Annotated in this window: 13 protein-coding genes; 6 read left to right on the top strand and 7 right to left on the bottom strand. The window is 57.5% G+C overall.

Translation table 11 applies throughout. The annotated features are described in order from the left end of the window. Window positions 1-229: 229 nt before the first annotated feature. The gene (locus LOC70_RS12375) at window positions 230-2878 is read left to right on the top strand and encodes a diguanylate cyclase (RefSeq protein WP_230253890.1); all 2649 of its coding nucleotides are present in this window, start codon (window positions 230-232) and stop codon (window positions 2876-2878) included. A gap of 79 nt (window positions 2879-2957) precedes the next feature. Here LOC70_RS12375 and LOC70_RS12370 read toward each other — a convergent pair whose 3' ends face one another. Together LOC70_RS12370 and LOC70_RS12365 are read right to left on the bottom strand one after the other, a co-directional pair. Then, on the bottom strand, window positions 2958-4442 hold the full coding sequence (locus LOC70_RS12370; protein ID WP_230253889.1) for an NAD(P)/FAD-dependent oxidoreductase: 1485 nt from the start codon (window positions 4440-4442) through the stop codon (window positions 2958-2960). Next, window positions 4429-5370, bottom strand: coding sequence for a Fe-S oxidoreductase (locus LOC70_RS12365; RefSeq protein ID WP_230253888.1), 942 nt, complete (start codon window positions 5368-5370; stop codon window positions 4429-4431). Before LOC70_RS12365 ends, LOC70_RS12370 begins: the two co-directional genes overlap by 14 nt. Before the next feature lie 72 nt (window positions 5371-5442). Between LOC70_RS12365 and LOC70_RS12360 the strand changes: the two genes are divergently transcribed. From LOC70_RS12360 to LOC70_RS12340, 5 genes are all read left to right on the top strand, one after another. Further along, complete coding sequence (locus LOC70_RS12360) at window positions 5443-6657, top strand: hypothetical protein (protein ID WP_230253887.1); 1215 nt, start codon at window positions 5443-5445, stop codon at window positions 6655-6657. A gap of 313 nt (window positions 6658-6970) precedes the next feature. Beyond that, window positions 6971-7225 carry a membrane or secreted protein gene (locus tag LOC70_RS12355; RefSeq protein ID WP_230253886.1) on the top strand — a complete coding sequence of 85 codons (255 nt, stop codon included), beginning with the start codon at window positions 6971-6973 and terminating at the stop codon, window positions 7223-7225. 554 nt (window positions 7226-7779) lie between these two features. After that, on the top strand, window positions 7780-8130 hold the full coding sequence (locus LOC70_RS12350) for a hypothetical protein (RefSeq protein WP_230253885.1): 351 nt from the start codon (window positions 7780-7782) through the stop codon (window positions 8128-8130). Between the two features lie 119 nt (window positions 8131-8249). After that, window positions 8250-9251: a calcium/sodium antiporter gene (locus tag LOC70_RS12345; protein WP_230253884.1), complete on the top strand. Its 1002-nt coding sequence runs from the start codon at window positions 8250-8252 to the stop codon at window positions 9249-9251. After that, window positions 9248-10939: a flavin monoamine oxidase family protein gene (locus LOC70_RS12340; RefSeq protein ID WP_230253883.1), complete on the top strand. Its 1692-nt coding sequence runs from the start codon at window positions 9248-9250 to the stop codon at window positions 10937-10939. The genes LOC70_RS12345 and LOC70_RS12340 overlap by 4 nt, the downstream gene beginning before the upstream one ends. 420 nt (window positions 10940-11359) lie before the next feature. Here LOC70_RS12340 and LOC70_RS12335 read toward each other — a convergent pair whose 3' ends face one another. The 5 genes from LOC70_RS12335 to LOC70_RS12315 form a co-directional block, all read right to left on the bottom strand. Then, window positions 11360-12067: a polyprenol monophosphomannose synthase gene (locus LOC70_RS12335; protein ID WP_315857256.1), complete on the bottom strand. Its 708-nt coding sequence runs from the start codon at window positions 12065-12067 to the stop codon at window positions 11360-11362. A 74-nt stretch (window positions 12068-12141) separates the two neighbouring features. After that, window positions 12142-13254 carry a hypothetical protein gene (locus tag LOC70_RS12330; protein WP_230253881.1) on the bottom strand — a complete coding sequence of 371 codons (1113 nt, stop codon included), beginning with the start codon at window positions 13252-13254 and terminating at the stop codon, window positions 12142-12144. Window positions 13255-13529: 275 nt separating this feature from the next. Beyond that, complete coding sequence (locus LOC70_RS12325) at window positions 13530-14120, bottom strand: hypothetical protein (protein WP_230276219.1); 591 nt, start codon at window positions 14118-14120, stop codon at window positions 13530-13532. A 447-nt stretch (window positions 14121-14567) separates the two neighbouring features. Then, entirely contained in the window at window positions 14568-16379 is a 1812-nt protein-coding gene (gene lepA, locus LOC70_RS12320; RefSeq protein ID WP_230253879.1) for a translation elongation factor 4, read from the bottom strand. A 127-nt stretch (window positions 16380-16506) separates the two neighbouring features. Continuing rightward, complete coding sequence (locus LOC70_RS12315; protein ID WP_230253878.1) at window positions 16507-17505, bottom strand: ROK family protein; 999 nt, start codon at window positions 17503-17505, stop codon at window positions 16507-16509. Window positions 17506-17775 lie beyond the last annotated feature (270 nt).

The raw sequence follows: 17775 nt of genomic DNA, 5'->3' as shown, positions 1-17775 counted from the left end.
TATCGGCACGACCGTTCCGATCGGTCGAGCCGCTACCAACTCCATGACTTTTTCTCGCCGGTGCACCTGAACACCACTCCCAGACGGTGTGACACGTTTCATGGCGAAGAGTTACCCAAAGGGAATTCTCTGTCTGGATTTCCCGCGGTCGACGGGCCGCTTGGCGTCACGTGAGTGATCCGATCCAGACACGAATTTGACGTCACTCCCCACCCTTCGATCGATTTTCTTGTTCAAAGCCGTTTTCGCATCGCTTCGACTCGCCTTCGCACTTGTGTGCGTCGGATTGGGTCTCATCCTCGGAGCTCAGTGGCTCGGGTTCATCCCCGATTCGCGAGTCGCCGAAGAAGCTGCGCGGCGTAAATTCTGCGAAACCGTAGCGATCGCTGCCATCGATGACATACGGCATCATCGATGGTCCAAACTGCACACGACATTGGAAGCACTGGTTCGCCAAAACGAATCATTGTTGTCCGCCGGACTTCGCACCGATGGCGGGATTCTGCAATCCGCCACCAAACATCACCGTCTGTGCTGGAAACCCACCGGCAGCGCCTCCGGTGACCCGGTCGCCAACCGCGCCGATGCCTCCGCCAAAACCAGCAATGGGCGGTCGGACTTTGACGACGTGCTGTTCCTGTCCAGCGACGACTCCGCCGCGGTTTCCCGTGCGAGCACAGACGATGTGCCGAGCTGGGTCGAACCAACCAATGACTCCCCTCGTCAGCCAACGGCGGAACTCGATGGCGAAGTCATTCGGTTGGACATTCCAATCACCATCCAAAACCGCACCTGGGGCAGTCTGGAATTCACGTTCCGAACGCCAGCCACCGGCCCGCTTGGCACGTTGCTGGATCAAGGCATCCTGCGACTGCTGATCTTCTTCAGCGTAATCGGCATGGGGTCGTACTCCTTCCTCATGATGCGAATCCTCGGCGTGTTCTCGCGTACCCAGGTGGTTCCCGAACGCGTTCGACAAGCCCTCGACACACTTGCGGAAGGCCTGCTGGTCTTGGACGAAGAAGGCAAGATCGTGCTTGCCAACGACAACTTTTTGGACACGAACGGTTTCGAACCCGAAGAACTGCAAGACCGCTTGGCCGGTGACTTGCCGTGGGTGATCAGCCACGACGAAGACAAACCCAAAGAGATTGAGCTGCCTTGGACCCGCGCCATCAATGAACGGCAATCCGTGGTCGGCGAAATTCTTCGCTTGACGGGCAAAGACGGTGTGCATCGAGTCTTCAGTGTCAACGCGGGATCGATTGGCGACGACGAACGTCAAAAAGGAGCGTTGGTCACTTTCCAAGACGTGACCCACGTCGAAAAGCACCGTCTCGAACTCGAGAACATGCTTTCGATGTTACGTCTCAGTAAAGACGAGATTCAAAAGAAGAACCAGGAACTCGAGATTCTGGCGACGCGAGATGCCCTGACCGGGTGTCTCAACCGGCGTGCATTTTTCGAACGCATGGAAACGATCTTGGTCGACTACCGAAACGCTGGTCGTCCGCTGTCTTGCTTCATGGTTGACGTCGACCACTTCAAGAGCGTCAACGACACGTACGGCCACCACACGGGCGATGAAGTTCTCCGCAAAGTCTCCAAGGTCCTTCGCGATCTTCACGAGGAAAACCAAGTCGTCTGCCGTTACGGTGGCGAGGAATTTTGCGTGATGCTTCCCGGTCATGATCTCGACGAAGCAATGGAGCAATCCGAACGCACGCGTTTGGCGATCATGAACATTCGTTTGGAAGATCCCGAATCGCTTCGTCTGACCGCGTCGCTCGGTGTCAGCGAATTGAAGTTCGGTGCGACCGACGTGCAAGAACTGATCAACCAAGCGGATGGTTGCCTGTACGTCGCGAAACGTGGTGGTCGAAACCAATCCGTCGCCTACGATCCCGATCGTGTCGATGTCTTGGGCGAAGAAGAACACACCCCCGAGGAAATCGCGGACCCCGATTTGGCATCGCTGCCATTCCACGCGGTGACGGCACTCGTTTCCGCACTCGCCTATCGCGACCCCGCCACGGCCGAGCACAGTCGCCGGGTCGCCAACCTTTGCGTGAAGACAGCCAAGGGATTGGTGTGCCAGCGAGACATCTATGTGCTTGAAATCGCGGCGTTGCTACACGACATCGGCAAAATTGGTGTGCCGGACGATGTGCTCCACAAACCGGGGCCGCTCACGGAAGACGAATGGAAAGTCATGCGGCGGCACAACACCATCGGCCTGGACATGGTCGCGGGAACCTTCCATTGCCCGGAACTTGAACGCATCATCCGGGCGCACCACGCGGTCACCGAACGAGGCGACATCGAACGTCAACTCAAACTGGATGACCTGCCACTGGAAGCTCGCATCCTAACGATTGCCGACACGTATGATTCGATTGTTTCGGATCATGCGTATCGTCGTGGACGCTCCCATGCAACCGCGGTTCGAGAGCTGGAACGCTGTGCCGGAAAGCAATTCGATGCCGAATTGGTCATTCACTTCCTCAGCAAAGTCGAAACAGAAGTCACCGAAAGTGCGCTGGGCGTCCCCACGGCGGCCGGCATTGCCTTCGCCGTGCCAAAGCCAATCGCGCTCAAGATCGGTCAACAGATCGAACGCATCGCCGAGGCCATGGACGCGCAAAACCTGGAAGAACTGCGAGCACTGGCTCGTGACCTCAGCGAAATTGCTGACGAGAGCTACCTGACACCGATCGTCGATTCGGCCAAACAGATCGAAGAAGCCGCGTCCCCAAACGAAGACATCGAATGGCTGACGTTGCTGCGACAAACTCAAACGCTTTTGGACCTTTGCCGCGCGACGCAAAACGCGCACTTGATCGAAACCGACGAGCAGGAAGAAGCCTTCTTGGAGTGATCGTCGGGGAAAGGGCGGCGATAGCCCGCGGCGTCCATCCACGATCGTTGCCGGTTGCTGGCTTCACAGACTACTGGCTTCACAGACGACCGGCCGACTGCTTTGCCTCACCCGTGTACCAATACATCCCGTTGGCTTCACGGTTGAGCAAACCCGCGTTTTGATACGGATCCAGTCGCGGTTCCAACCAATCCCAAAGTGTTTCGTCGGGGACATCGGCATCCAATTGTCGTTCCGTCTGAGACAACAGATCCACGAACCCCGATTGATCCGCCAACCAGAAAGCTCGGCCCAGATCACCACCACCGGCCAACCATTCTTCCGAAGCGATGGCCGCGGCAAAGTAAAGCATCGAAATGGCTTCGAAACGGTTCATCGATTGCAAACTTCGATAGGCCATGGCCACCATTCGGTCGATCTGCAGGACTTCCAACTCCACCGCTTGGGCGTATCGCTGCAACGCTTCACCGCATTCACCGTCGGCCGCAAGAAACACTTCAGCCAAACGAGCCACACCCAGCAAACCATGAGCGATCCCGGTGCTATGCAGCGGATCGATGGTCGCCACGGCTGTTGGCAATGCAACATAGTTTTCAAGCACGACGGGCAACTGCATACGCTGCACCCGAGGAATCGAAATCCAACTCGGAGTTGACTCCGCCAATGTCGCGCCGTCCAACATCGCATGCAACGCTGATCGGCCACGCCAATCGGCAACCGGGCGGGCAATTGGCTGAGTCCAACCCACGCTCGTGATACCGCCCCGATCGTGACCATCAAATCGCAACATCCACATCCATCCGTCCGCGGTCAGATGATGCTGCGCGGCGTCATCGGCATCGAAAGGTTCCCGACCAATCTTGAATCCGAACCGCTCTCGCAAACTGGACCATGATCGCACGTCATGCAGGTGAGCAAACGTGCTGCGCGTCTGAGTTCGCAAACGCTCCGTCACATCTCTCCTGTCGATCGCTTCAACAAACTCGTCCGGCAGAACACCAAAACGTCCAGTCGCATTGACCAGCCATCTCGTTGAAACGGACTCGACGCGAGCGTTGTCATCCGGCGCCGTCCGATAGCGAATTTCGGCGGGTGTCCCGCCTGTCACGGCGACCACTTCAACCTCCTCCATGCAGATCGCTCCGCAATGACGAGCCCGATCAATCAGATACTGATCGATGTCCGATCTCATCCAATGCGTGTCGGACCATTGATCGCTCGGACTGGCTGTCACCAACAGACTTTGGTTGCCGCGAGTCTGTGTTGCATCGGATGCATCATGATGAAAGTAGCTGAAGCCACGCTTCTTTCCGCATCGAAGATTTGGGAACGATGCCTTCCAAGTTGGATAGGTGGACAACGAAACCAATTCCGGCATGTCATAGCGTCCACCAATCTGACGCAACAGCAGGTCCGCCATGGGCGTGCTGGATTCGCCAATCGCAAACTGTCCGAAACAACCGCGATGCAGCAGAAGCACGCGAACGCCTTGCTTGGCCAACACCCAAGCCAGCAAGCCTCCTGCAAACCCGCCTCCCAAAATGGTGACATCAAACGACTTCATCTGGATCCAAACCCCAAGTGTCCAGCGTCAAAACGGGTCCGTTGTCGAATCTCGGGTCCGACTGCAACCGAGCGAACACATCCTGCATCTGTTGATGCGTGGGCGGAGTGAACACCCCTTCGCGTTGCAAATGATCCATGAAGCCATTTCCCGCTCGACATGGCAACACGCTGATGTGCCTCGCCCCCGCGGCGGCCGCAAAGCGAGCCGAAAGCACCGTCCAATGGATCGCTTCCATTGGCATCAACCACGGCAAGCCATGGATCAAGAAGACTCGCAAATCAATGTCCGCGTCACGCAAACGTTTCGCGAATTGAAAAAACTGCAACGGGTGCAGTCGTTTGTTCAATCGTTTCAGCATCCTCGGAGCGATGCATTCCAAACCAACGGCAACTTCCAGTTTCCCGCGTAAACGTTTCCCGAATTCAAACAGGCGTCTTGTTCCAATCGATGGATGGTTCTCAACCACCACGCGATCAAATGGTTCACACAACTGAATCAAACGAGCGTCATCGCCCGCCGGCGTGGTGTTCGGATCGAAGAAATTTCCGCTGTTGTAAAGCTTGATTGTCTTCACCGCCGCGAAATCATTCTGCTCGCGACAATGGTCCAAACCGTATTCGATCTGTCTTGGAATCGCCCCCGGCGGTGTGGGTTGGCTCAACGTGTTTCGCCACAAATCGCACATGCTGCACTGCAGGGAACACTCCGACGAAGCCAACAACAAGGTCAGCACACGCGTGGGTTCAATCTCATTTCCATGGATGCGTCGTGATGGTTCCCACTCCAGAAAAACAGAATTCGGCCGGTTGGCATCCTGATTGCGTGACCCGGCATCCTGATTCGCCACATCCAAACGGCGCCGCATCACCTCTTGCGGTGAAGGTTCAACGAACACGGAAGTTTGGGCGGAAGAGACCTGTTTCATGAAATTGATCTTGATCCCTTCCGTCGCGGATTGATACCCCCGACAGAATCACACTTTTCCAAATGAGATCCCATGCGACGGAACCGCAAAACTCGTTCGAGAAAACATACAAAGTCTCATCGCTCGTTCGATGATTCGCTTCGCTTCTTTGCCGCTTGCCTGTTTGTGGTCGCGGGAACCGTCGTCATCAAGTCAGACGTTTCCAACGCTCAGCAAGCGTTGCCGTTTCGGCCGATCGGTTCACCGAGCGCCGTTGATCAAATGGAGTCCACCCGTCGCGAAAACGCATCGCAACGGGGAGCCACCACTCCGGCCGGCTACCAAAATTCGCAACCGCAACCCAATCTGCAACCGACTTCGCATCGGGGCCCGGCAAGATTCGCATCCGCCCAGAACTACGATCCAAATGTTCGCCAAGTCGCCATGCAATCAGGTGGCTTCAGCCTGCCCGGCGACTTCGGTGCTTCGCCGGACGCCGGCGTTTCAGGCGGCAGCCCTCAAACGTTCTCGCCTCCGCCCAGTTCGCAACCCGTTCCCTCGTCGAACCCGTTCTCCGCGCCACCCTCGTCCACAGTTCCGCAGACTGGATCGCCGATGACGTCGTCGCCCCCCAGTTCGATTGCGCCGCCACCGGTGATATCCACACCGCCCAGTAGCACACCCAGCAACACGCCCGGTATCAACCAAGGCAACTCACTTCGCAACGACAGCTTTGCTGACGGACGATCACTGCCAGCTCCCAGTTCGGTTCCCAATGATGTGATCGGAGGCAATCCGACGTTCGCTCCCAATCGCATTGGTCCCGCGCCATCGGATTACGCCCCGGTGCCACCGCCACAACTGAGCAACGGTGGCTTTGCAACGATGAGCAACTGTGCGTTGATCACTGCTCCAAGCGATTACTCCGCGATGAGCCCCTATTCCGGATACGGGTACGGCCAAGGCTGCAACGGTACTCACGGTGTTGCTCCTGTTGGTTATGTGCCACCTCCAGCTCAGATTGCATCGCCTGCTGCGATTCCCGCTTCGCAGGTGCCGGTTGCTGGCACGACGGTGACGGGAGTGCCTATCACGACCGTTCCCACCACTGGAACTCCTGCATGGAATGGTGCTGTCACGGTTCCGCCTGTCAACTCAACCACCATGACCGCGGGTCCGGCTGGCGCCTTGGTCGACTTTGGGCAAGGCACCAATCCAGTCCAAGTTGGTCCTGGTTTGTGGGGGCAACCTGTCGCTTATGTTCCCGGCCAATCGTTTCGCAATTGGTTGAGATACTTCTCGTTTTAGGTCGAGCACGAGACCACCGCGCTCAAGTCCACCACACGCGGGCTCAACCGCGCATGAGCCCACAGGCGAATAAACGTTTCAACCCGAATCGACCGGATCACCCCAACTGGCCTCCCTTGCTTTTCGAACTCCTGCGATGGAAGCCTTCCAGGTGACATCGCGATCGTTCGATGAATTCAGTTAGAGTCCGACCGAACTTCGGTCGAGCTCACCGGCAGCTTGCTTCTCCCAACCCTCCCCGGCAACGCCGCCCTCCCAATCCATGTCATCTCTCTTTGTCAGGAACGTTTCCATGCGCCATTCCTTCTCGCGCGTGAGCTCGCTCTCCGTTGTGTCGGCGCTCGTTCTGCTCGCAGGGCTCTCCACCGGCTGCCGTAACAAAGGCTTCTTGCCCGCACCCGGCACGATGAATCAACAGCAAGCCAGAGCGGTTGTTCACGACCCGTATCCATTGACCGACATCGGCCCTAACGATCAAGCCAGCCGCCCGCCGAGCTACCAACAACCGTTGCCCGGCCCCGTCCGCGATCGCCTGAGCGCCGACGCCATGCCCTGGCTCGGTCGCTGATCCATTTCCAACGGACCTCCGCCAGTAGGTCAGGCCCCGCCTGACGACCGCGCCCGCCTGCATCCAAACGCTGGACCGCGGAGCGATCCGCGACAACAGGCGATCTCTCAAATAGCACCTGCGCCAAACGGCCGCGGCCCATCACAGCCGATCGGCCTTAGCCGCGGTTGACGCTCAACAACCGGAGCGAACGCTCTGCGGCGATCTCACCCAGTAGGTCAGGCCCCCGCCTGGCGACCGCGATCAACGTTCTGCGGCCCAGCGATCTCCCAACCGGTCTCCCTGCCCCACCGACGCCCCGGTCCCAAATCGTCTCAATCTAAAACCTCCGGCGCCACCACTTCGACGACACCATACACGCCCACCAAACTCGTTCCGGGCCAGCAAAAACCTGTTTTCCACGCAAAACACGGCGTTTTTTCAATTTCGTGACATTCCATGCCGTTTTGGCCCCGGCATTGCTTCTCTATCTATCGAACTAAGTTTCACGCGACTTGTGAACCGATGCCGAGGCGGCATCACGCGGCGGAACACGTTCTCACGGAGAAAAAACAATGTCTCGACTGATCAAATGGATCGCCGCCCCGGTTCTCGCCGTCGCAGCCTCGTTCGTCGCGGACGCCCCTCAGGCCAACGCACAGGGCTTTTCGCTCAGCATCGGAACGGGCGGGTTCGGCTACAGCAACTATGGCGGTCGCTATGGCAGCTATTACAGCGGGCCGTACCCCAGTGCTTACCGAGCCGGCTATCGCTACTACGGCCCCGTGGTCTACCCCGGCTATTCCGCTCGCTACCGAAGCTACGCACGACCCTACGTCTACCCACCGGCCGTCGTGCCTTACCGAGGTCACTACCACGGGCATCCCTATCGCGGCCCATACCGTGGTCGGCATCATCGTCACTGATAGGGCGATGCCAAACGGCATCCTCTGAGACCGCGCTGCAACCGCGGTCGCTAACCTGAGAAACTTTCGAGCGTGTCGTCTCCTTTTGCGAGACGGCACGCTTGTCTATTTTCGGGATCATGAATGGCATCATTGCACTACAGATTTTGGGCGGCGTTCTTCTCCTGTTGATCGGAGGCGAATGGGTGGTTCGCGGTGCTTCGCGTTTGGCGATCGCAGCGAAGCTGAGCCCACTGTTTGTCGGATTGACCGTCGTGTCGCTTGGGACCAGTGCACCGGAGATGGCGGTCTCGTTTGCGACCGCGTTGCGAGGACAAGCCGACATCACCATCGGCAACGTCGTCGGCAGCAACCTGTTCAACATGCTGATGATCGTCGGATTCAGCGCACTCTTTGCGCCACTGCCGGTCGAGAAACAGATCACGCGATTTGATGTTCCTGTCATGATCACCGCGTGCGTGACCATGCTTTTGGTTTCGCTGAACCAAACCATCAGCCGCATCGATGGAATCGGATTGGTTCTCATCATGATCGCTTACTTCGCAATCTCGTACCGACTGGGCAAAAAGTCGGGTGCGGCGACCATCCCAGACGAATTGATGTCGCCCGAAATCGTCGAAACGGCGGCGGAATCGCTCGGACGACGAGTCGCCGTCATCCTTTGGCAAGTCATCTTGTTGGCGGCCGGTGTCGCTGCTTTGGTCTTTGGTTGCGACTTGTTCGTCGACGGAGCTGTGTCGATGGCCCGTTTGATAGGTGTCTCTGAATTGGTGATCGGCCTGACCATCGTTTCGGCGGGAACATCACTGCCGGAACTGGTCACATCCGTCGCCGCGACGATCAAAGGCGAACGAGGAATCGCGATCGGCAATGCGGTTGGCAGCACCACTTTGAACATCGTTGCCGTTTTGGGAATCACATCCATCATCGCTCCCAGCGGACTGAACGTTGCATCGGAAATCCTTCGCTTGGACATGCCGCTGATGGTCATCGCCGCGTTTCTAAGCTGGTTGCTCTATCGCACGGGACGCACCATTCTGCGTTGGGAAGGAGTGTTGATGATCCTGATTTACTGTTCCTACGTCGGCTATCTGCTGCACATCAACGGGGCATTCGGATGAGCGACCGCCGCCATCGACTTCGATACACCCGCCGCGAACTGTTGTCGTCCGTGCTGGGTTGGGGAGCAATCGGTGCGGCGTCCATTCAATCCGGCGGTTGCGGCATCCTCAACACCCATTGGTCTGGCAACCTCCCCTTCGATGGCGAACGAATTCGCCCCAATCACGACGCGGGTCACCGGCTGAGATTGCCGATCGATCAGCGATTCAGCGGCACTTCATCCGAAGACACATCTCAGCCGCCGACGGAAGTGGAGTGTGTGATTGTCGGAGGCGGCGTGGCTGGACTTTCGGCGGCCTATCACTTGCAGAAGAACGGTCTGGATGACTTTGTCGTCTTGGAACTCGAAGACGAACTGGGCGGCACCTCTCGCAGCACGCATTACCAATCCGAGTCCTTTGGTTCGATGGAGGCTCCCTGGGGAGCGCACTATCTACCGATGCCCGGCCCCAACAACCAACGGCTGCGCGACTTTTTGCGTGAGTGTGACGCACTCGATGAAAACTTCGAACCACACGAACAGGTCCTTTGTCGCGATCCAGAAGAACGTGTGTGGGATAGTGGAACGTGGCAATATGGTTTGCTGCCGATGCAGGACGCCAACGACATCGATCGCGAACAACTGCACCGTTTTCAAACTCAAATGCAATCTTTCGCGGCTCGCCGAGACTCCGACGGCCCGCCATGGTTCACGCTGCCGACGTCCATGGCATCGATGAACGCCGAAAGCATGTTGCTTGACCAGCAATCAATGGCCGAATGGATGCAGGCCAATGATTTCACTTCCCCGCGATTGCTTTGGTTGGTGGATCACTCTTGCCGCGACGACTACGGATTGCGTTCAGATCAAACCAGTGCATGGGCAGGGATCTTTTACTTCGCATCACGGATGGTCGATCCGGCACACTCCGACGAGTCCGCTCCCTTGCTGACTTGGCCCAGCGGCAACGGTCACTTGGTCCAACAACTCGCCAAAACAATTGGAGATCGACGACGTACCGGACAAGCCATCTTGTCGATGAAAGGCGATCCCGATGGGCCGTTGGACCTTGCCGGAATTGACACGGCGACCGGTCAAGGGAATCACTGGCGAGCGAACTCGGTGATCTTGGCGGTCCCGCAATTCATCGCTTGCCGGTTGCTTCCCAGCGAATGGAGTCAAACGCGATCACGGATGGAAGCAGCCAAATCATTCCAATACGGCAGTTGGCTGGTGGCCAACATCGTTTTGAAAGATCGGCCCCCCGAACCAGCCCGAACGTCGATGGCCTGGGACAACGTCCGCTATCAATCCGAGTCATTGGGGTATGTGCATGCGGGCCATCAAACTGGCCGGGACCACGGCGGAACGGTGCTGACGTGGTATCAAGCACTAACAACCGACGACGCTGCGTTGACGCGGAATGAGTTGATGCGGCTGACTTGGGCTGAAATTGCGGAAGTCGTTTGCAGCGATTTGGAAGTTTCGCACCCAGGTATTCGATCCTTGATCGAGCGATTGGATGCGATGGTGTGGGGACACGCGATGATCCAACCAATCGTCGGTTCGATCGCATCTCCCCATCGCAGACAAGCGTCCCAATCAATTGGCAACGTGCATTTCGCCTCGACGGACCTCAGTGCCATGGCCCTCTTCGAAGAAGCCTTCGACCACGGCCACCGAGCCGCCCAAGCGGTGATGAAATGAACGATTGCACGGACCAACCAGATGCAAGCGTCCGGTGGAACCGGACCTACGGGGATCACACCGTTCAACATCCAACTCGCAGACACAGCAAACACGCCAACCAACCAAGCAGCCGAACGGCGTTAGCCGCGGTTTTCACCCCCCATTCGCAGCCCTCCGCATTCCGAACCCACCAACATCGGTTCAATGCAAGCGTCCAGTGGAACCGGACCTACGGGGATCACACCCTTCAACATCAAACTCACAGACACAGCAAACACCCCAACCAACAAAGCAGCCGATCGGCATTAGCCGCGGTTTTCACTCGACAACCGGAGCAAACGCTCGTCGGCCATTCGACTCGATCGCCTAAACCACATCACTCGAGCATGGTCGCTCCCAAGCAGGACCGCGGAGCGATTCGCGGCGATCGCAATCGCTTCAGCGCGTGGCGAGCAATCGGAACACGGTCAAACCGCTTCGAACCGCCTCTGGGAGATCCAATTTGCTGGTTCCGTGCCGGCGTTCTGTGAACGTGATCGGCACTTCGACGCATCGAGCCCCCTCGCGATGCAATCGCATCAACACTTCTTGGATAAAGGCATAGCCATCACTTGGATTTCGCAGCGGATCCAACCCTGCCAGACGCTCAACGCGATAGCAACGATACGATCCGCTGGCATCACGCACTGGCAAACGCAACAACGTCCGGGTGAATCCATTGATCATGCCGCTCATCACGCGGCGACGCCACGGCCATCCCACAATCGCGCCGCCCGAAACATAGCGTGACCCGACGACCACATCCGCGTTCTCGGACAAACACGTTTCCACCAATCGCGGCAAATCCACCGGATCATGGCTGAGGTCCGCGTCCAGGTTGCAAAACAGGTCGAACCCATTATCAATCGCGACCTGCATTGCTGCCCGGATCGCCCCGCCCAAACCACGTTCGTCTTCACGAACCTTCACCCAGACATTCTGCTCGCAACCATTTTCGCGAGCGAATTCGCGAGCCATCTCGGCCGTGCCATCAGGCGAGTTGTCGTCCACGACCAAACAAACCGCCTCGGGCAGTGCTTGGCGGATACCGGCCAGCATCGTTCGGATGTTGGCCGCTTCGTTGTAGGTGCAGATCCCAACTAAAATCCGTTGCCCCGAAAATCGATCGGAGGCAACGGATGTGGAAGGCTGGTCTGTGTGGGTCGGCGTCGTTTCGATGGCTACGATTCAATCAAGAGAGCAACCGCTTCCAGGTAGCGGCGAATCACGTCTGCTGGCACGTCATTGAACCCAGCCGACTTGTGCCGCAAGATCGAAAGCTTGAGCTGCTCGATCACATCGCTGAGGTCATCGGGCAATTCTGGCAAACCAGCGAAAGGTTGCAAGGGTGACGGAGGCGTTTCTGTCGCCAAACCGCTTTCCCCTTCCTCGCGTCCCGATTCTCCCAGCTTGTTCAGCTCTTCTTCGTCACCAAAGTCAGGTCCCTCGTACGTCGGTCCCTGAACACCATCGGTATCGCCGTCATAGTCGCGGGTGGTTTCCTCACCGGGCGCCGTTGCCGCGGCAAGTTCGCCACCACCCATCTCGGGCTGATCTTCGTCCAAATCGACCTCGACGATCTGGCTGGCGGTCGGTCGCTGCGACTCCACTTCCCCGTTGGCCTTCCAGCGTTTGTCACGCATGTTGGAGACCGACCATTTCTCCTCCACGGCACCTTGCAACCACAACGCCGCATCGTCCCAATCGAGAGCGGCCAAAAAGTGCGACCAATACAGGCCTTCGTACTTCGGCTGGTCGTCCGCGAAACGGTCGAAGACTCGCCGCAGCCGTCCCACGTGGGGTGCGGTCACACCGCCAACACGCTGGGCCCAAGCCTCGTCAGAGTATTCCGTCGAAGGAGCACCCGCTTCGATCAAAGCGGCTCGCCATTGGCTGATGATCCGGCCCTTCTCCCAGTTCGTCGTGCTGACCAGCGTGTTCCAGCGGCCCACGAACGGTTGCTGCAGAGCGAGCAACTCCGGCGACAGTTCCGCTGACTCTTGCGTGGCATTGGTCTGCTCGTCCGGCGTTGCGGCAACAGCCGATACGGCGAACTGGCTGACTTCGTCCGAAAGTTCTTCGACATCATCGGCCAATTCCGATACGTCCTGGTTCAACGTTTCGGCCGACGGAGATTCCGCAACGGCGTCGCCCACAGGCTCGTCGTCAGGAACATCGTCGTAGACATCTTGCGATTCCTCGACGCCGGTGTTCACCGCATCGGTGGCTTGCAAGTCGTCGGCATCGAATCGTGGCGAGTCGCTGGTCAAAGAAGGGTTTTCGTCAGAATTCATCGGCATGGATTCGCGAGGAGCGGGACGTGATTTCAGTCCGCATACGCTAACCCGCCGACCTCGATCTCGGGAAGAATCCCCGACTCGAATTCCGGATTCTCAACGCCATCCCGAGTCAGACGCATCGCATGGGGAATCGATGCGGTGTGGGAAAGATGTTCGGTTTAAACACAAAAACGGCCCGGTAAGCCGTGGGGCTCGCCGGACCGTTGTTGCTCGTGGTTCAAATTGCCTGTTGGATGCCCCAGAGGGCGGCTCGGTGAGGAGCCCAATTCCTACAGGTTCGGTGTCGTGTAAGGCTCGACGTCGCCCACCATGTGGAAGTGGTTGTGGTCGATGTACACCACTTCGATCGCCTCGCGGTCACGCAGCGTGTGCGGGACGGGGTAACCGACAATGGTCGATTCGTCGAAGTAGATCGTGCACTTGTAGTGTGCGTGGTGCAGTTGAGCCGGGCCAATCAACGGATAGAAGCGTGGCGGATCGACATAGTCCGCGATCTTCTCTTTGATGATTCGCACGTCGTTGCGTTGCTTTTCCCAGATCAACGGGATGCCGCCTTGGACCGGACGAGCGTCTTCCAACGCCTGCATCACTTCGTCATCGCTGGGTGGATCCAGCGCGATTGGTGGTCCGCCTGACGTGGTGGGGCCCAAAATCGGCACCCGGTCATAGCGTTCCTTGTTGTGGAACTTCTCTTCTTGCTTGTGCTGGTAGTACGGGCTCACGGGGATTGGGAACCCGAGGATACCCAAGTTGTAGTTGCTGCCGCCCAGGCCGTAGCAACCTGTGCTGGTGATCGCCATCGTAGCGAGCAGGCACAGAGTCCCGTATCGAGAGAGTGTTGAGGTCATCTTGCTGGTCATCCGAGCAACCTTCCTTGGTTTCCAACTGGCAAATCCGCACTCGAAGCGATCCGCAGAGGATCGTTCATTTGCGTAGTACCTGTATCGTGTCAAACTGTTCCGATCTTGCGGGTCATTCCGGAAATTCCCACGGAAAGTTTTCTACCACCCGTTTCACGCATGAAACCCACACACCCGCCGTAGGTCAGGCCCCTCCTGACGACCGCGCAAATCACCGTCCAACACCACCCCGCGCAGGACCGCGGAGCGATCCGCGACAGTAGGTCAGGCCATGCCTGACGACCGCGCAAATCACCAACCAACACCGTCCCCCGCGAACTGACGCACACGATCCACCCTCACCAACACAATCAACGTTCACCGCGGTTCACACCCATTCCGTCCGGTGAATCCGAACCGACACTGCGATATCAACCGCACCCGTTTCCTCGTTGGAACGCCTGGCGATCACTCGTCGGTCAACACCGCCATGAAAGCTTTCTGGCTGATCTCCACGTTGCCAACCGCCTTCATGCGTTTCTTGCCTTCCTTTTGCTTTTGCAGCAATTTACGTTTCCGCGTGATGTCACCGCCGTAGCACTTCGCCGTCACGTTCTTTCGCATCGCCGGCACCGTTTCCCGAGCAATCACGCGACTTCCAATTGCCGCCTGAACCGCGACTTCGAACATGTGCCGCTCGATTTCCGACTTCAACTTCTTCGCCACCGCTCGACCACGACGATCCGCATCCGCTCGGTGGCACACGATCGACAAAGCGTCCACGCGGTTGCCGTTGACCAAAATGTCCAAACGGCACAAATCGGCTTCTTCGTAACCGATCATTTCGTAATCCAACGTCCCGTAGCCACGCGTGCTGCTTTTGATCCGGTCGTGCAAGTCATAGATGACTTCCGCCAACGGGATGTCATACGTCAACATCGCTCGGGATGCCCCCAGCACTTCGTGCCCTTTTTGGATGCCACGACGTTCCTGGCACAACTTCATCACGGGGCCGATGTATTCCTCAGGCACGATCACGTTGCAACGCACGATCGGCTGGCAGAACTTCTCAATGTCGCCCGGATCGGGCACATCCTGCGGTTTGTGAATGTTCTTCGTCACACCGCGTTTATCGGTAATCTCGTAAGTCACGTTGGGAGCGGTCTGCACCAAATCAATGTCAGACTCCTGCTCCAAGCGCTGCTGCACAATCTCCATGTGCAACAACCCAAGGAATCCACAACGGAATCCAAACCCAAGTGCGTCACTGGTCTCAGGCTCGAACTCAAAACTCGGATCATTCACCGCCAAACGCTCCAACGCATCACGCAGATCGCTGAAGTCTTGACCGTCACTTGGGAACAAACCGCAGTACACCATTCGCTTCGGACGATCGTAACCTGGCAGCGCCGGTGCTGGATCGTTCCCAGCAATGCTGACCGTGTCGCCGATGTGAACGTCACCCAAACTCTTGATGTTACAAATCAAATAGCCCACTTGCCCGGCCACCAATTCATCACGAGGCACGCGATTGGGAGCAAACTGGCCCAACTCGACCACGTCGTGCGTGGATCCCGCGCGTAAGAACTTGATCTTTTGTCCTTTGCGAACCGTTCCCTGCATCACCCGGATGTAGGTGATCGCGCCGCGGAAATCGTCGTAGTTCGAATCAAACACCATGGCTTGCAGAACCGCATCGGGATCCCCGGTCGGAGCCGGAATTCTCTCCACGATTGCATCGAGCAAGTCTTCCACGCCGATCCCGGTTTTCGCGCTCACACGCATGCACTCATCAGGCTCAGTCCCCAACGAATACATCATCTCCTCAGCCACCTCGTCCGGACGAGCATGCGTGAGATCGATCTTGTTGATCACGGGAACAATCGTCAGATCATGCTCCATCGCCGCAAACGCGTTGGCCACCGTTTGAGCCTCCACGCCTTGGAAGGCGTCCACCAGCAACAACGCGCCTTCGCAACAGGCCAGCGAACGCGAAACTTCGTACTGAAAGTCAACGTGTCCGGGGGTGTCGATCAAATTCAGCTCGTACGTCACTCCGTCGCGAGTGAAATGCATGCATACGGCGCGAGCCTTGATCGTGATCCCGCGTTGTTGCTCAAGCGCCAAATCGTCGAGCATTTGCGACTTTTTATCGCGATTGTCGACCGTTCCAGTGTTTTCGAGCAAACGATCGGCCAGCGTGCTTTTGCCGTGATCGATGTGGGCGATGATGCAAAAGTTGCGAATATGTTCTTGCGAACGAGGAGATTTCGATGCCATCCGGTTTCAATTTCAATGAACGTGATTCGTCAATCAGCGTCGGACATTGTCCACCAGATATCGCCGAGCGGTAGCCCGGATTCGGGCCAACTTTTCAACATCTCGGCCCGAATGAATTCCCGTCAGTTCAGCCGTCCTGCTTGCGAGCGTACCCGGCGGCGCCTAGGTAACCGGCCTCGTGCCCCAGCGTCGCAAAGGAAATCGTGGTGCCTTCGAACACGTTGGGGAAAGTTCGCTGGCGAAATTCTTCCGTCACCAGATGCAGAAAACGACGACCAATCTCGCACGCTTCGCCGCCAAAGTTCATCGCCCCGCCCAGAGCCACATGACCGGGGTCCATCGTGTGCACTAAATTGGTCACGCCGATCCCCAACCAGTGTGCGGTCTCATCAATGATCAGATTCGCGAACTCGTCACCCTGGGTGGCGGCTTCCCAAACTCGTTTGGCGGTCAATTGCGAACTCGCTTCCCCCGTGTATTTCTGCAACAACGACTGCGGGAATTCTGACAATCGGTGCTTGGTTCGCATCACCACACCACTGGCCGATGCATAAGCTTCCAACTGACCGCGACCGCCGCCCCATGCACATAATTGAGCGTCCGGCGAAGGATCCACGATGATGTGACCACACTCGCTGCCAAAACTGTTGACGCCGTTGACGAGTTGGTCTTCGACGATGATGCCGCCACCCACGCCGGTTCCCAGCGTCAACAGGATCATCGACGAACCTTGAGCCCCGCTGCCCAACCAAAACTCACCGTAAGCCGCCGCGTTGGCATCATTCAAAAACGAGATCGGACGCCCGGTGGCTTCCGTCAATTGGTCACACAGAGGGAACTCCCACCAGGATGGCAATTGCGGCGGCGCCACCAATGTGCCGCGAGACAGATCCATCGGCCCGGGGGCTCCCATTCCGATTCGTGGCACCTGCCCAACGGTTTTCGTTCGCGTCTCGATCTCCTGGACAACGTTCGCCAACCGATTCACCGCCGCTTGAGGTCCCTCTGATTCCAGGGTCGGCACTTGCTCGTAAGCGATCGTTTCACCAACCGAATTGACCAACCCGCATTTGATGCTGGTGCCGCCAATATCGATGCCCCAGTAATGACGTGAATCAGAAGTCATGCAACCGATCGAAAGTGAGTGAAAACGTGTCTCCAGAAGAATGGCGAGGAGTATAGCGGATCAAAAATTTTCCGCAGCGTCACACATCAACGATTCACAAAGCAACCTCGTTAAACGGTCACAATGTCCCGCGTTCACCCGAAGCCCGATCTCATGACAAAGGATCTATAGAAACCTTGCCGTAAGTCAGGCCCCGCCTGACGACCGCGCACATCACCCACCAACACAAACCTCGCGAAGAAATTGCAGTTACGGAATTCCGTGATGTCG

The organism is Rhodopirellula halodulae (genome assembly GCF_020966775.1).
In the GTDB taxonomy this organism is placed as follows: Bacteria; Planctomycetota; Planctomycetia; order Pirellulales; family Pirellulaceae; genus Rhodopirellula; species Rhodopirellula halodulae.
This window is presented reverse-complemented; position numbering and strand designations above follow the sequence as displayed.

Excerpts from the sequence above, each read along its gene's own strand:
- lepA (WP_230253879.1), bottom strand. The coding sequence starts at position 16,379 with ATGGCATCGAAATCTCCTCGTTCGCAAGAACATATTCGCAACTTTTGC.
- LOC70_RS12360 (WP_230253887.1), top strand. The coding sequence starts at position 5,443 with ATGCGACGGAACCGCAAAACTCGTTCGAGAAAACATACAAAGTCTCAT.
- LOC70_RS12370 (WP_230253889.1), bottom strand. The coding sequence starts at position 4,442 with ATGAAGTCGTTTGATGTCACCATTTTGGGAGGCGGGTTTGCAGGAGGC.
- LOC70_RS12325 (WP_230276219.1), bottom strand. The coding sequence starts at position 14,120 with ATGACCAGCAAGATGACCTCAACACTCTCTCGATACGGGACTCTGTGC.
- LOC70_RS12365 (WP_230253888.1), bottom strand. The coding sequence starts at position 5,370 with ATGAAACAGGTCTCTTCCGCCCAAACTTCCGTGTTCGTTGAACCTTCA.
- LOC70_RS12340 (WP_230253883.1), top strand. The coding sequence starts at position 9,248 with ATGAGCGACCGCCGCCATCGACTTCGATACACCCGCCGCGAACTGTTG.
- LOC70_RS12350 (WP_230253885.1), top strand. The coding sequence starts at position 7,780 with ATGTCTCGACTGATCAAATGGATCGCCGCCCCGGTTCTCGCCGTCGCA.
- LOC70_RS12330 (WP_230253881.1), bottom strand. The coding sequence starts at position 13,254 with ATGAATTCTGACGAAAACCCTTCTTTGACCAGCGACTCGCCACGATTC.
- LOC70_RS12345 (WP_230253884.1), top strand. The coding sequence starts at position 8,250 with ATGAATGGCATCATTGCACTACAGATTTTGGGCGGCGTTCTTCTCCTG.
- LOC70_RS12315 (WP_230253878.1), bottom strand. The coding sequence starts at position 17,505 with ATGACTTCTGATTCACGTCATTACTGGGGCATCGATATTGGCGGCACC.